This is a genomic window from Nocardia miyunensis NBRC 108239 (genome assembly GCF_001613065.1).
In the GTDB taxonomy this organism is placed as follows: Bacteria; Actinomycetota; Actinomycetes; order Mycobacteriales; family Mycobacteriaceae; genus Nocardia; species Nocardia miyunensis.
In genome coordinates, this window is sequence record NZ_BDBQ01000063.1 from 87,525 (window position 1) to 102,159 (window position 14,635).

Consider the following 14,635-nt stretch of genomic DNA (forward strand, 5'->3'; position numbering starts at 1 on the left):
GCGGTTTATTTGTGGTAGATGATTTGCGGCCAGATTAGATTACCGGTCATGCCGATCGTTGCCGAAGACAAAGACTGGACCTGGGTGCTGGACGAGTCCTGCCCCGAATGCGGATTCGACGGCCCGGCCATCGCCTATGACGCGGTGCCCGGCCTGACCCGCGCCGCCGCCGCGCGTTTCGCCGCCGCCCTCGAGCGCCCGGACATCGCCGTACGCCCCGACGAATCCACCTGGGCCCCAATCGAATACGCCGCCCACGTCCGCGACGTATGCCGAATGTTCCGATACCGCCTGGACATCGCCCTGGGCAATCCCGCCACCCCGCCCGCGATCACCGCGTTCGAGGCGACGACCGGGTCCGCCGAGGGACTGCCCGTCTTCGCGAACTGGGACCAGGACCGCACCGCCGAGGCCGGCGCCTACCTCGCGCAGACACCCGCCACGGTAGCCGCCGAACTGACCGATGCGGCCGAAACCGTTTCCCGCGCTTTCGAATCCGTTCCCGAAGCCGACCGCAGCCGCGCCGCCCGCCGCAGCAACGGCTCCCTGTTCACCGTCGACACCATGGCCACCTACTTCCTGCACGACCTCGTCCACCACCTGCACGACATCCAGGCCTGACCGTCGTGATCCGCGATGCCGACGGGTGAGCCGATCCGGCAAGAGCATCGGTGACTGTGACTCACCGGAACACCCGAAAGTGTCCGCCGACCTCCGACTCGACATGCAAGTCTCGCGGCGTCTTTCGAAACGCTGACGTCCCGGCAGCGAGGGGAGCGGTCCCGGGGCGGTGGCGAAATGGCGAGTTCTAAGCTGATCTGCGTGCGAGCGTTGGAGCAGATTCGGGAATGGCCGGTCGGGCATGCGGCTGCGGGCGTGGCGACCGCTACGGGGAACCTGGCGACCGAGGGGGACCTCGACCGGGAGTTCGCGTTGGCCTCGGTGACGAAACCGCTTGTCGCCTATGCGGTTCTGGTCGCGGTGGAGGAGGGGGCGGTCGAACTGGACCAACCGGCGGGGCCGCCGGGGTCGACGGTGCGGCATCTGCTGGCGCACACCTCGGGGCTGGCCTTCGACACCACCGTGATCATGGCCGAGCCGGGGACGCGGCGGATCTACTCGAGTTCCGGGTTCGAGGTGCTGGCGCGGTTCGTGGCCGATCAGACCGGGATCGAGTTCAAGGACTATCTGCACGAGGCGGTATTCGAGCCGCTCGGGATGAAATCCTCGGCTCTGGACGGCTCGGCCGGCCACGGCGCCCGGTCGACGACCGCCGATCTGCTGAGTTTTGCCGGTGAGTTGCTCAATCCGAGTTTGCTTTCTCCGGAAACTCTCGGTGAAGCCATCACCGTGCAATTTCCTGGCTGCAATGGAGTGCTGCCCGGCTACGGTTCGCAGCGCCCCAACGATTGGGGGCTGGGATTCGAGCTCCGCGACCACAAGACTCCCCATTGGACCGGAAGTGCGAATTCACCGCGCACCTACGGCCATTTCGGGCAATCCGGCACCTTCCTGTGGGTGGATCCCGCGCAGGGGGTGGCGTGCGTGGCGCTGAGCGACGAGAATTTCGGCGACTGGGCTCGCGCGGCCTGGCCGCCGCTGAGCGACTCGATATTGGCCGAGATCTCGGCGGATCGCGACACGTCGGCAAAGTAACACACGTAACTCCGGACACTCCAGTACACTCGGGCAACGCCAGCTCGACCGATCGTTGGGGAAGACGTTCCAGGTCGAGGCTGGAGGTGTTACTGGTGCGCGGAACGAGTCAGTTCGCGGACGCGACGTCTGGAGTGGTGCATATCCACGCGTCGCCGGCCGCGCTGTGCCCGCACATCGAATGGACGCTCGCCTCGACGCTGAAATCGCCCGCGCAATTGCGGTGGACCGCGCAACCCGCCGCCTCGGGACAACTGCGCGCAACCACCGAGTGGGCAGGTCCGGCCGGTACCGGATCGAAGATTGCCAATGCGTTGCGAGCCTGGCCGGTTCTGCGTTTCGAGGTGACCGAGGATCCCAGTGAGGGCGTCGACGGCGAGCGCTACAGCTTCGTGCCCGGACTCGGCCTGTGGTGCGGTGCGATGAGCGCCAACGGCGATGTGATGGTCGGGGAGATGCGGCTGCGGGAGATCGTGCGTCTGGCGCGCGAGCGGGGCCGGTACAGCCCCGTCGAGATCGCAGCCGAGATCGATCGGGTCCTCGGCGCCGCCTGGGACGAGGATCTCGAACCGTTCCGCATCGGCAGTGAGGGCGCGGAGGTCACCTGGCTGCGCCGCGACGTCGGCTGATCCGCTCTTCCGGGCAGTGCCCCGAGCGACTCTCGGCGAACCCGGCGCAGCCGTGTGGCAGAGTCGATTTCCGGCACCGAGGAGGAGGGGTGGAGTGAACAGCGGCCGGGTACTGATCGAAACACTGGGAGAGTACGAGGACCGGACCGTGCTCGCGGTCGACGAGCGCCCGGCGCGCTGGCGGTCCGCGGCGCGGGTGCTGCGGCCCGAGGTGCAGCGCATGATCGAACCGGTTTGGCGTCGCGGGGAGTCCGTCGAGATGGCGGCACGACGCCGTTCGCGCGATGCGGAACAGGTCGAGATCGTGTGCGCCTCACCGGTGTTCGGCCCCGATGGGCAGGTCTACGCGGTGCAGGTGCGCAGCGCCGCCGTGGGATCCGAGCTGCCCGAACCGTATTCGGTTGTCGCATTCGACTATTCGTCCCGGCGGCGATCGATCCATCTGGCGGACAACCCTTTCGGATGGAATTTATCCGAATCCAGGTCGCACTGGACGGTTCCGGAGGCGTTCCGGCACGTGCGGCGGTGCGACGGCTCGATGGAGCTGATCCTGCAGACGCTCGACCCGCAGGAGCGGATGCGCTGGGCGGGCGATGTCACCGCCTGCGTGGGCGGCACGCCGCGGCGCTACCACATGGCACTGCGCAACGGCACCGGAACCGATCTCACCCGGTGGCGCGGACTGTTGCACGACGTCACCGAATTCCTTGCGCCCGAACCGGCTTCGGTGGACACCGCGGCCCTCGCCGCGCTCGGCCGCCAGCGTCCCGGCCGCTCCCATCTGGTGCTCGCCGATGTGGAGAAGGTCCGGCTGATCCGCTGGGTCACCGATCCGGTACCGGACATCCAGTGGAAGGGTGTGGTCGACGATCGCGACACCCCGCACCCGGACGACGTCGCGCGCATCTTCGCCGAGATCGGCCGGGCCGTCCGGGCACAGGAGACGGGCGGGCGCCTGACCGGAATTCGTCTGCGCCGCAACGGCGGCGGCTGGACCGTGGCCGATGCCGTGGGCACCCTGGTCCCCACGTCGGACTCGCCCAAACTGCTGCTGATCGAACTTACCGTCACCGGATACTCCGACGAACCGGACCCGACCGAGCCCTGACCGCGGCGAATGTTCCGGCCGGGAGGAATTCAGCCCTCCGGCGGCAGCTCGCGTCCCCGCAGCAGCCGCAGTTCCTCCTCCTGCGCGGCCAGCCGCACCGTCACCAGATGTTCGACAGCGATCAGATCGTGCCGCATATCGATCTGCTCGTACTGCATCTGGACGTAATCGCCCTGGATGCGCAGATAGTCCGCGTGCAACCGCGCGGTATCGGTCCGGGTGTTGTCCAATTCGCTTCGGGCATAACGCAATTCGGTGGCAAGTGCGCTCTGCTCGGCCCGCGCCCGCGTCAGTTCGGCCCGCAGGGCGGTCTGCTCGGCATAGGAGGCGTGCAGTTCGTCCAGGACCGCCATGAGCCGCTCACGCAGGTCATCCATGCGTCCCCCTCGATTCTGTTGTGAGGTAATGATTTACGGGTGGCCCCCGAGGAGACCACCCGCAAATCGTTGTAGTGGAAGAGATGTCCGCCGGGCTACAGCGGAATATTCTTGAGATGACTCGGCCGGGCGGGCGCGGCGGCCAGCGCGGCGGCGATGGTGGAGCGGGTCTTGGCCGGATCGATGACCTCGTCGACCACGCCGATAGACATCGCCCGGCCCAGACCACCGGCGATCTGCTCGTGCTCGACGGTCAGCCGCTCGATCAGCGCCTCGCGCTCGGATTCGGGCGCGGCGGCGATGGCCTTCTTGTGCAGGATGCCGACGGCGGCCTTGGCCCCCATGACCGCGACTTCCGAACCCGGCCAGGCGAATACCGCGGTCGCGCCGAGCGAGCGGGCGTTCATCGCGATGTACGCGCCGCCGTAGATCTTGCGGGTCACCAGGGTCACGCGCGGAACGCGGGCCTCGGCGAAGGCGTGCAGCAGCTTCGCGCCGCGGCGCACCACGCCCTCCCACTCCATGCCGACACCGGGCAGGTAGCCGGGCACGTCGGTGATCACGACCAGCGGGATACCGAACGAGTTGCACAGCCGCACGAAACGCGCCGCCTTCTCCGCGCTCTGGGAATCCAGGCACCCGCCCAGGCGCAGCGGGTTGTTGGCCAGCACGCCGACGGTCCGCCCGGCCAGACGACCCAGGCCGGTGACCATGCTGCGGGCGTAACCGCCCTGGAACTCCTCGAACGTCGACTCGCCGTTGATGTTGTCCAGCAGCTCGTGCACGATCGGCTTGACGTCGTAGGCGCGCTTGGCCGATTCGGGCATCATCGCCTTCAGGTCGACATCGCCGTGTTCGGCGGCGACCATGTCGAACTCGCCCTGCTCGGCGAACATCGAGACCAGACGGCGACCACGATGCATGGCATCGGATTCGTCGGCGGCGACGATGTGGCACACACCGGACTTCTTGTGGTGCGTATCCGGGCCGCCGAGGGTGGCCATGTCGACGTTCTCGCCGGTCACACTGCGCACGACGTCGGGACCGGTCACGAAGACCCGGCCCTCGGGGGCCATGATGACCACGTCGGTGAGCGCGGGACCGTAGGCGGCGCCACCGGCGGCGAAGCCGAGCACCACCGAAATCTGGGGGACCAGGCCGGACGCGCGGACCATGGCCTCGAAGACCAGGCCGACCGCGTGCAGGGCCTCCACGCCCTCGGCCAGCCGGGCGCCACCGGAATGCCAGATGCCCACCACGGGCAGCCGGGATTCGATGGCGGTGTCGATCGCGTCGACGATGTGCTTACATCCCTCGATGCCCATCGCGCCGCCCATGATCGTGGCGTCCGAGCAGTAGGCGACGGTGCGCACACCGTCCACCTCGCCGATGGCGGCCAGCACGCCGGACTTGTCGCGGGGATGCAACGCAAGCACCGTGCCGGGATCGAAGAACCGTTGCAACCGGCCCAGCGGATCCCGGGGATCGGTGACGGCATCCGCCTGCGCGGGAGCCATGATGGTCATCGCGTTCTCTCCTCGAGACGATGGTGAGTCGCTGACGCGGCTGTGAGTCGAGCTGATGGGGGTGTGAGAAACAGAAATCCCCGTGCGGCCTTCGGAGCCGGGTCGACCGAGGCCGAAGGCCGCACGGGGATTCGTTGTGGAGTTGACCGCGAAACTCAGTACCGGCCGAAGGCGAGCGCCACGTTGTGACCGCCGAAGCCGAACGAGTTGTTGATCGCGTACGCGATGTCCTGGCGGCGAGCCTCGCCGTGCACGACATCGAGATCGATCTCCGGATCCTGGTTCTCGAGGTTCAGCGTCGGCGGCACGATGCCGTCGCGAACGCTGAGCACGGTGAGCACCGACTCGAGGGCGCCGACCGCGCCGATCGAGTGGCCCAGGGCGGACTTGGGCGCGTAGACCGAGGCATGGTTGCCCACGGCCAGGTTGATTGCGTTCGCCTCGGCCGAATCACCGATCGGCGTCGCGGTCGCGTGCGCGTTGACGTGGGTGATGTCCTGCTTGCTCAGACCAGCGGTCTGCATCGCCCGTGTCATCGCGCGTGCCGCGCCCTGCCCGTCCGGGGCGGGGGCGACCAGATGGAAACCGTCGGAAGTGATTCCGGCTCCCATCAGCCGTGCGTGGATCGTTGCTCCACGCGCCTTGGCGTGCTCCTCGGTCTCGATGACCATGAGCGCACCGGCTTCACCGAAGACGAAACCGTCGCGATCCTTGTCGAAGGGACGCGAGGCCGACTTCGGGTCGTCGTTACGGGTGCTCATCGCGCGCATCATGGAGAATGCCGCGATCGGCACGGCGTCGATATAACCCTCGACGCCACCGGTGACAACCACGTCGGCGTCGCCCATGACGATCATCCGCCACGCGTTCGCGATGGCTTCGGATCCCGATGAGCACGCCGAGACCGGAGTGACCACTCCCGCCCTGGCCTTCAACTCCAGGCCCACGACGGCGGACGGCCCGTTCGGCATGACCATCTGCACCGCCAGCGGCGAAATCTTGCGATAACCACCGTTCTTGAGCTTGTCGACAGAATCGATCAGCGCGTCGCCGCCGCCCAGCCCGGTGCCGATGGCGACGCCCAGGCGCTCCGGGTCGACCTCCGGAGAGCCGGCGTTCTTCCACACCTCGCGACCGAGCACGGTCGCGAGCTGCTCGACGTACGCCATGCGACGGCACTCGACCCGGCTGAGCAGGGTCTCGGGCCGAACCTTCAGATGACCGCCGATGCGGACCGGAAGGTCGTATTCCTCGACGAAGGAATCCTCGAGAACGTCGATGCCGCTCTCGCCGTTGAGGAGTCCCTTCCACGTCGCATCGACGTCACCCGCGATCGACGTGGTCGCCGCCAGGCTTGTTACGACGACGTTGGGGAAGTTCCCGTTCAGAGTGGAAGGAGTGGTCACGGTATCGGTCCTACTCGGAGTCCGCGCCGAATTTGGCCTTCAGCTCGGCCGCGGCCTCGGAGTTCTCGGACTCGAGCTTCTGGATGTACGCGACGGCGTCGCCGACGGTCTTCAGGCTCGCCAGATCCTCGTCCGGGATCTTGACGCCGTACTTGTCCTCGGTCTGCACCGCGATCTCGACCATCGACAGGGAGTCGATGTCCAGGTCGTCGACGAAGGACTTCTCGATCGTGACCTCGGAGGGCTCGATACCGGTCACCTCTTCGATGATCTTGCCGAGCTCTTCGACGATCTGTTCCTGGGTCAGAGCGGCCACTGCGTGGCTCCCTTCTTTGTTCTCATTTCGGACGGGGTCTGTTTACTTTTTCGGAACCGGGTGGGCGAACGTTTCGATCCACTCGGTTGCGGTTGCATCACTGCAAGCCGCAGAAAAGCTAGCCGGTTGCCGACAGGTCGGACAACGCGGGGATGTTCTCGGGGGTCTTCAACGCCAGATTCGGGGTGCCCTTGAGCTCCCGCTTGGCGATGCCGACCAGGGTTCCAGCGGGCGGCAATTCGGCCACCCCGGAAACCCCTGCCGCGCGAACGGTTTCGGTGCACAGGTCCCACCGGACGGGCCGGGTCACCTGTGCCGCGAGCTTTTCGATGGCGTCCTTGCCCGAGCTGACCGGTTTGCCGTCGAAATTCGACAGCAGGGTCCGGGTCGGTTCGCCGGGGGAAATCTGTGCGATGGCATTCGTCACAGCGTCCTGGGCCGGAGCCATGTACGCGGTGTGGAACGCCCCGGCGACGGGAAGGGCACGCACGCGAGCCTTCTCCGGCGGGTTCGCCGCAAGTTCGGCCAGCGCATCGAGCCGACCCGCGGCCACGATCTGACCCACCGCGTTGCGATTGGCCGGAACGAGATCCAGTTCCGCGAGCCGGGCGAGCACGACGGCCTCGTCGCCGCCGAGCACAGCGGACATACCGGTCGGCTCCAGCGCGCACGCCTTGGCCATCTCCGCACCGCGGATCGCGGCGAGCATCACCGCGTCATCGGCGGAGATGACGCCGGCGACGGCGGCGGCGGCGAGTTCGCCGACCGAGTGTCCGGCGATGATCGTAGCGGGCGGAAGCGCATTCTGCGGTATCTCCGCACACGCGAGCAGTGCGGCGGCCACCACGAGCGGCTGGGTGATCGCCGTATCGGTGATCTCCTCCGCCGTCGCGGTGGTGCCGAGCCGCACCAGGTCCAGGCCCGCGGCCTTGGACCAGAGTTCGAGTCGGTCACGCGCGCCGGGGAGGTCGAGCCAAGGCGCGAGCATGCCGGGTGTCTGAGAGCCCTGTCCTGGGGCGAACAACGCGATCACCTCTCTAGACAACACCGTTTCGGGGGGTTGTGGAGATGTCGACGCGAATGATGTTTGCGGACTGCTTTTGTGTGGACTCCACAAAACGGCTAGTCGATCCCCGCCATCGACGGACTCGTCTATGGCGTTACAGCCGATGCTCGTGTGCTGTGCCGACAGGTTCCTGTGGGGCGGATGTTGACGATTCGTTACGCGTTCGTGTCAGACGGCCTATGGTCGCGGCGATTCGGAGCACGTACGCGTCGCGCGGATTCATCGGATCCCGGCCCGTGACCTCGCCGATGCGCTTGAGGCGATAACGAACCGTATTTGGATGAACGTACAGCTGGCGGGCGCATGTCTCGACGGCTCCACCGCAATCCAGGTAGGCGTCGAGAGTGTCCGACAGAGCCGACCCGGCGGCGGCCAACGGTAGCACAAGATACTCGTTCAGGGCCTCGACCGCAGCGCGATCTCCGAGCAGGGCCCGTTCGGGCAGTAGTTCCGAGGCGTGCACCGGCCGCGGGGCGCCCCGCCAGCCGACCACGGCCTCCATTCCGGCCATCGCCTCCACCGCGCTGGCATGCGCCGCGGACAGGGTGCGGGTGGTCGGGCCGATCACCACCGGGCCCTCGGAGAACGCCTCGGCGAGCAGGTCGGTCAGGAAAGGGGAGGGATAGGAGGTGTCGCCGAGATGGCCGCTGACGACCATCACCAGCCGCGAGCCCTGCACGACGGCCAGGGCCGCGCGACCGTGCCGGGCCGCGGTGGTGTGCACCGAACTCACCACGGCCACCTGATCTTTCGGAGGCGTGCCGACCATGACCGTCGCCGGTGCGGTGGCGTCCCAGTTGAGAGTGGCCGCGCGGGAGAGCATTTCGGGTCCGGTGTCCCCGCGCACCACCGCGTCGACGACCAGGGCCTCGAGCCGGGTGTCCCAGGCGCCGCGGGATTCGGCGGCGCTGGCGTACACCGAGGCCGCGGCGAAGCCGAGCTCGCGTCCGTACCGCAGCACGGCCTCGGTCAGGGCCACCAGTTGCCGGTCGTTGCGGGCCAGCGCGGGCAGCCACTGTTCGAAGAAGTCCATGGCCACCCGCACCATGTCCACGGTCTGCCGCAGGGTGAGCCGCCGTGCCAGATCCTGCGGGATGACCTGGAAGGCGTCCAGGCTGAAGCGGATATCGCTCTCCGGATCCTGTAGCCACTCCAGGAAATTCACCACCGCGGTCTGCACCAGCATCTGCACGCCCGCGCGTTGAGCGGCGTCCAGACTGCCGAAGAACGGCAGCCGATCCTCCATCGAGGCGACGGCCTCGGTGGACAACCGACCGGAGAACTGCTTGACCCGTTTGAGCAGCGTGTCCGGCAGCGGGTCGCGGGTCTGCCGATTGGGTGAGAGCGCGCCGGTCGGCAGATACACCTCGTGCGAGGTGGAGGTATCGGACTCGGATATCCGGCGCGGCCTCGGCGGTTTACGATCCACGGCTCAATAGTCCTCTGCGGCGGGCTCGAATTGTGGGCGCCCCCTGCCCACCGGCGGTGTCAGCTCGGACACAGCGCCGCACCGCTTTCCGGCACGGGTCGTCCTCGCGCGGTCGAGGTATGCGTCTCGACCGCGCGACGACGTGCCATCGGGCCCCGGAGGATTCGCCGTGGCGAAACTCGGGCAACTACTCTTCGCCAGTCGCGCTGGACTGTTCGGCGGCGTCCACGTCGTCGATGCGGTACCGGGCCGCGGCCTCGGCGACCTTCGACGCGTCGATCGCACCGGTGCGGGCAAGCGCGGACAGCGTGGCCACCGTGATCGACTGGGCATCGACGTTGAACACCCGCCGCGCCGCCGGACGGGTGTCGGAGAATCCGAAACCGTCCGTGCCGAGCGTGGTGTAGTCGCCCGGAACCCACTTGCGGATCTGGTCCTGCACCGCGCGCATCCAGTCCGAGGCGGCGATGAACGGCCCCTGCGCCTGCGACAGCGCCCGGGTGACGTAGGGAACCTCCGCCGCGACGCCCGGATTACGCAGTGCCGCAATCTCTTTGGCGAGCGCTTCGCGCCGCAGCTCACTCCACGAGGTCACCGACCAGACATCGGCTTGCACACCCCATTCGGACAGCAGTTCCTGTGCGCGCAGGCCGTCGGGCACGGTCACGCCCGAGACCAGGATCTGCGCGCGCACGTCACCGTCGCCGCCGCGCTTGTACAGATAGAGACCCTTGAGCAAACCGTCGATATCGATGCCGTCCGGCTCGGCCGGTTGCGGATAGGGCTCGTTGTACAGGGTGATGTAGTAGAAGATGTTCTCTCCGCCGAAGACATCCTGCTGCTTGTGCGGATGCGTGCCCGGCACCGCGGCCGGATCGGGCGGCGTGGTGCCGCCGCCGTACATCCGCCGCATGCCGTCGCGCACGATGTGCGCGATCTCGAACGCGAACGCCGGGTCGTAGGCGACCGCCGCCGGATTGGTCGCGGCGAGCAGCAGCGAGTGACCGTCGTTGTGCTGCAGGCCCTCACCGGTCAGCGTGGTTCGCCCGGCGGTAGCTCCGAGCACGAAACCGCGCGCGAGCTGATCCGCCGCGGCCCACAGGCCGTCGCCCGTGCGCTGGAAGCCGAACATCGAGTAGAAGATGTACAGCGGGATCATCGGCTCGCCGTGGGTGGCGTACGAGGTGCCCGCCGCGGTGAACGACGCCGTCGAACCGGCCTCGTTGATGCCCTCGTGCAGGATCTGCCCGACGGTGCTCTCTTTGTAGGCAAGCATCAATTCCGCGTCGACCGACGTGTACAACTGGCCGTTGCGGTTGTAGATCTTCAACGAAGGGAACCACGAGTCCATACCGAAGGTGCGGGCCTCGTCGGGGATGATCGGCACGATCCGCTTGCCGATCTCCTTGTCCCGCAGCAGTTCCTTCATCAGTCGCACGAACGCCATCGTGGTGGCGACGTTCTGCTTGCCCGAGCCCTTGCGCACGCCACGGTACGGCTCGTCGCCGGGGAGTTGCAGAGGCTTTGCCGCAGTGCGTCGCTCGGGCAGATAACCGCCCAGCGCCTGGCGGCGGCCCAGCAGGTACTGGATCTCCGGGGACTCCATGCCGGGGTGGTAGTACGGCGGCAGGTAGGGGTTCTCTTCGAGTTGCGCGTCGGTGATCGGGATGCGCTGCACGTCGCGGAACGCCTTGAGATCGTCCAGCGTCATCTTCTTCATCTGGTGGGTGGCGTTGCGCGCCTCGAAGTGCTTGCCCAGGCCGTATCCCTTGATGGTCTTGGCCAGGATCACAGTCGGCTTGCCCTGGTGCGCCAGCGCCGCCGCGTACGCCGCGTAGATCTTGCGGTAGTCGTGGCCGCCGCGCTTGAGGTTCCAGATCTCCTGATCGGTCAGGCCCTTCACCAGTTCCTTGGTGCGCGGGTCGCGGCCGAAGAAGTGCTCGCGCACATACGCGCCGTCGTTGGCCTTGTAGGTCTGGTAATCGCCGTCGGGGGTGGAGTTCATCAGGTTCACCAGTGCGCCGTCGCGGTCCGCGCCCAGCAGCGCGTCCCACTCGCGGCCCCAGATGACCTTGATGACGTTCCAGCCCGCGCCGCGGAAGAACGACTCCAGCTCCTGGATGATCTTGCCGTTACCGCGCACCGGGCCGTCCAGGCGCTGCAAGTTGCAGTTGATGACGAAGGTCAGATTGTCCAGGGCCTCGTTCGCGGCCACCTGGATCAGGCCGCGCGATTCGGGCTCGTCCATCTCGCCGTCGCCCAGGAACGCCCACACGTGCTGATCGGAGGTGTCCTTGATGCCGCGGTCGTGCAGGTAGTGGTTGAACCGCGCCTGGTAGATGGCGTTCATCGGACCCAGGCCCATGGACACCGTGGGGAACTCCCAGAAGTCCGGCATGAGCCGCGGATGCGGATACGAGGACAGGCCGTGCCCGGGACCGCCGTGGCTGTACTCCTGACGGAAGCCGTCGAGCTGATCGGTGGTCAGCCTGCCCTCCAGGAACGCCCGCGCGTACATGCCGGGGGAGGCGTGGCCCTGCATGAACACCTGGTCGCCGCCGCCGGGATGATCCTTGCCCCGGAAGAAGTGGTTGAAGCCGACCTCGTACAGCGCCGCCGAGGACGCGTAGGTCGAAATGTGGCCGCCCACACCGATTCCCGGACGCTGGGCGCGATGCACCATGACCGCGGCGTTCCAGCGGATCCAGGCGCGGTAGCGGCGCTCGACCTCCTCGTCACCGGGGAACCAGGGCTCGTTCTCGGTGGGGATGGTGTTGACGTAGTCGGTGGAGGTCAGGGCGGGGATGGTGACGTGCCGTTCACCGGCGCGCTCGAGCAGGCGCAGCATCAGGTAGCGGGCGCGGCCCGGACCTTCGCGGTCGAGCATCTCGTCGAAGGATTCGAGCCATTCGCTGGTCTCGTCCGGATCGATGTCCGGTAGGTACGACGCCACCCCCTCGCGGATCACTCGCACGCGAGCCCCGGCGGGCCGGTTGGGCGCCTGTGCGGCGTCGCCGTGGCCGTCGGCTGTGGGACCGGACGAAGACATCGGGTGCAGCAGGTCGGTCAAAATCAATGCTCCTCGTACAGGGGTGGACAGGCTGTTGGCGCTGAACCCCGGGTAGCCACGCTGGTGGGCGGGCTATCCGACGCGAACGGATAGGGCGCATCTCACATCCTTGCCGATGATGCGTCCCAGGTCATCATGTCAGCCGGAAATCCAGTACCGTGCACGAGGCAACATTTGCATCCATAAGTGCCCTTGGACACAGTCGATGTCGAGAAGCGGGGAGGACGATGAAGCTGCTGGACCCACGCGGGTTCGGACTGATGTGCGCGACCGTGGCGGTCGGCACGGGACTGGTGGTGGCCGGCTGCTCGAGCTCCATTCACGGTACCGCTACCGCGAACGAGGTGGAGGCCTCGGCGTATCGGACCGAGATGGCCTCGTCCTCAGCGGCGGCCACCTCCTCGCAGAAGGCGGCCGCGCAGGCGAAGGCGATCAGCGACAACTGCACGCCGTTCCGGGGCACGACCAGTGTCGCGGTCACCAAGTACAACGAGTTCGTCGACGCCCACGACGCGAACGCGCCCGATCAGGACGCCAAGCGCGACAGCGCGGCGCAGACCCTCGAGGACGCCGCCAAGACGGTCGAGGGCCGGGTGAACACTTCCGGTGACGCCCTGCCTGCCGATCTGACGCAGAAGTTCACCGCGTATGTGGCGGCCGCGCGTGCGTTGGCCGCGGAGTCGCGGAAGATGACCTACACCGCCCCGGTCGGCGCGCTCAACGACGCCAGCAAGCGGGTCAACGACGCTCTCAACACGGCGCGTGACGCCTGCTCGGCACGCTAGGAGGTCGGTTCGATCAGCTGATTGCACGGGTACGGCAGCCCCGGTTCCAGACGCGGGGAGATGCTGGTCCCAGACGTGTTCACCGAACGGTCCTGCGACATTTCGCCGAGATTTTGGTCGGATCGGCTTGCGTTGTGGCGCTGGACCATGTTCGCTTGCAACTACCTATTGTCTGGAGTTGAGGAGGACACCACCGTGGTCGCCGCGGCGGACGCGCACAACTATGCTCAGAAGCTCGGCATTTCGCCGGGGCTTGTTGTTCAGGAACTGGGCTGGGACGAGGACACCGACGACGAGCTGCGGGCAGCCATCGAGGAGGGGAGTGGCTCCGAGATGCTGGACGAGGACACCGACGAGGTAGTCGATGTCGTCCTGCTGTGGTGGCGTGATGGAGACGGGGATCTGGTCGACGAGCTGATGGACGCGATCGGCCCGCTGGCCGACGACGGCTTCGTCTGGGTCCTGTGCCCCAAGACCGGGGAGTCGGGTCATGTGGACCCCAGCGAGATCGCCGAGTCGGCAACCCCGGCCGGACTGACCTCCACCACGCCGGTCAGTCTCGGTGGCTGGACGGGAATCAAGCTCACCCAGCCCAAGACGCCCTCCAAACAGCGCTGAGTCGCGGCGCGGCAGGGGTTCACCCGGGGCGTGCGTCGTGTTGTCGCGAATCCGCACCGGAATCGTGGCTGCGGGAGCCGACGCTCACCGCGGCCGGTAGGCGAGCCCCGTGCCGCGCAGCGTAGGCGCGGGACGCATCACAGACAGGAGGATTCGCGCATGCCGCTCGAAGTAGGTACGGCCGCACCGGATTTCACACTCAAGGACCAGAACAACCAGGATGTCAGCCTGTCCGATTATCGCGGCAGCAAGAACGTCCTGATCGTGTTCTACCCGCTCGCCTTCACTGGCGTCTGCCAGGGCGAGTTGTGCAAGGTGCGCGACGAGTTGCCCAAATTCCAGAACGACAACGCCGAGATTCTCGCGGTCTCGGTCGGCCCGCCGCCGACCCACAAGATCTGGGCCGCCGAACAGGGCTACACCTTCCCGCTCCTGTCCGATTTCTGGCCGCACGGCGCCATCGCGCAAACCTACGGCGTCTTCAACGACAAAACCGGCTTCGCCAACCGCGGCACCTTCGTAGTGGACAAGTCCGGCATCATCCGCTTCGCCGAAATGAACGCCCCCGGCGAACCCCGTGACCAGGCAGCTTGGGAGAAAGCCCTCACTGCGTTAGATTCGTAACCCGCGCCTCTTCCCGAGGCCACCC

The 14,635-nt window shown here is 67.1% G+C and carries 14 protein-coding genes; 7 read left to right on the top strand and 7 right to left on the bottom strand.

Going from position 1 to position 14,635, the window contains the following annotated elements:
• The first annotated feature begins 48 nt into the window (after nucleotides 1-48).
• The 4 genes from NM2_RS27435 (at nucleotide 49) to NM2_RS27450 (ending at nucleotide 3,393) form a co-directional block, all read left to right on the top strand.
• Nucleotides 49-621 (top strand): DinB family protein, encoded by a 573-nt coding sequence (locus NM2_RS27435; RefSeq protein WP_067674352.1) that lies wholly within the window; start codon nucleotides 49-51, stop codon nucleotides 619-621.
• Between the two features lie 201 nt (nucleotides 622-822).
• Nucleotides 823-1,656: a serine hydrolase domain-containing protein gene (locus NM2_RS27440; protein ID WP_067674409.1), complete on the top strand. Its 834-nt coding sequence runs from the start codon at nucleotides 823-825 to the stop codon at nucleotides 1,654-1,656.
• A 95-nt stretch (nucleotides 1,657-1,751) separates the two neighbouring features.
• A complete protein-coding gene (locus tag NM2_RS27445; RefSeq protein WP_067674411.1) occupies nucleotides 1,752-2,285 on the top strand; it encodes a DUF3145 domain-containing protein in 534 nt (177 codons plus the stop codon).
• A 94-nt stretch (nucleotides 2,286-2,379) separates the two neighbouring features.
• The gene (locus NM2_RS27450; RefSeq protein WP_067674354.1) at nucleotides 2,380-3,393 is read left to right on the top strand and encodes a GAF domain-containing protein; all 1,014 of its coding nucleotides are present in this window, start codon (nucleotides 2,380-2,382) and stop codon (nucleotides 3,391-3,393) included.
• A 29-nt stretch (nucleotides 3,394-3,422) separates the two neighbouring features.
• Here the strand turns inward: NM2_RS27450 and NM2_RS27455 are convergent, their stop codons facing one another.
• The 7 genes from NM2_RS27455 to aceE all read right to left on the bottom strand — a co-directional run bounded on the left by NM2_RS27455 (nucleotide 3,423) and on the right by aceE (nucleotide 12,562).
• Nucleotides 3,423-3,770, bottom strand: a complete 348-nt coding sequence (locus tag NM2_RS27455; protein WP_067674356.1) for a hypothetical protein — start codon at nucleotides 3,768-3,770, stop codon at nucleotides 3,423-3,425.
• A gap of 95 nt (nucleotides 3,771-3,865) precedes the next feature.
• Nucleotides 3,866-5,296 carry an acyl-CoA carboxylase subunit beta gene (locus tag NM2_RS27460; protein WP_067674358.1) on the bottom strand — a complete coding sequence of 477 codons (1,431 nt, stop codon included), beginning with the start codon at nucleotides 5,294-5,296 and terminating at the stop codon, nucleotides 3,866-3,868.
• A 155-nt stretch (nucleotides 5,297-5,451) separates the two neighbouring features.
• Complete coding sequence (locus NM2_RS27465; RefSeq protein ID WP_067674360.1) at nucleotides 5,452-6,702, bottom strand: KasA/KasB family beta-ketoacyl-ACP synthase; 1,251 nt, start codon at nucleotides 6,700-6,702, stop codon at nucleotides 5,452-5,454.
• 10 nt (nucleotides 6,703-6,712) lie between these two features.
• Nucleotides 6,713-7,018 carry a meromycolate extension acyl carrier protein AcpM gene (gene acpM, locus NM2_RS27470; protein WP_067674362.1) on the bottom strand — a complete coding sequence of 102 codons (306 nt, stop codon included), beginning with the start codon at nucleotides 7,016-7,018 and terminating at the stop codon, nucleotides 6,713-6,715.
• A 118-nt stretch (nucleotides 7,019-7,136) separates the two neighbouring features.
• A complete protein-coding gene (locus tag NM2_RS27475; protein ID WP_067674364.1) occupies nucleotides 7,137-8,051 on the bottom strand; it encodes an ACP S-malonyltransferase in 915 nt (304 codons plus the stop codon).
• A gap of 127 nt (nucleotides 8,052-8,178) precedes the next feature.
• Nucleotides 8,179-9,483 carry a PucR family transcriptional regulator gene (locus tag NM2_RS27480; protein WP_439956923.1) on the bottom strand — a complete coding sequence of 435 codons (1,305 nt, stop codon included), beginning with the start codon at nucleotides 9,481-9,483 and terminating at the stop codon, nucleotides 8,179-8,181.
• Between the two features lie 217 nt (nucleotides 9,484-9,700).
• A complete protein-coding gene (gene aceE, locus NM2_RS27485) occupies nucleotides 9,701-12,562 on the bottom strand; it encodes a pyruvate dehydrogenase (acetyl-transferring), homodimeric type (protein ID WP_157121344.1) in 2,862 nt (953 codons plus the stop codon).
• Between the two features lie 248 nt (nucleotides 12,563-12,810).
• On the opposite strand from aceE, the gene NM2_RS27490 reads away from it, so the two are divergent.
• From NM2_RS27490 to NM2_RS27500, 3 genes are all read left to right on the top strand, one after another.
• Complete coding sequence (locus NM2_RS27490; protein ID WP_067674370.1) at nucleotides 12,811-13,368, top strand: Rv2240c family protein; 558 nt, start codon at nucleotides 12,811-12,813, stop codon at nucleotides 13,366-13,368.
• A 195-nt stretch (nucleotides 13,369-13,563) separates the two neighbouring features.
• Nucleotides 13,564-13,986: a DUF3052 domain-containing protein gene (locus NM2_RS27495; protein ID WP_084531609.1), complete on the top strand. Its 423-nt coding sequence runs from the start codon at nucleotides 13,564-13,566 to the stop codon at nucleotides 13,984-13,986.
• A gap of 159 nt (nucleotides 13,987-14,145) precedes the next feature.
• Nucleotides 14,146-14,610, top strand: a complete 465-nt coding sequence (locus tag NM2_RS27500) for a peroxiredoxin (RefSeq protein ID WP_067674374.1) — start codon at nucleotides 14,146-14,148, stop codon at nucleotides 14,608-14,610.
• Nucleotides 14,611-14,635: the final 25 nt, after the last annotated feature.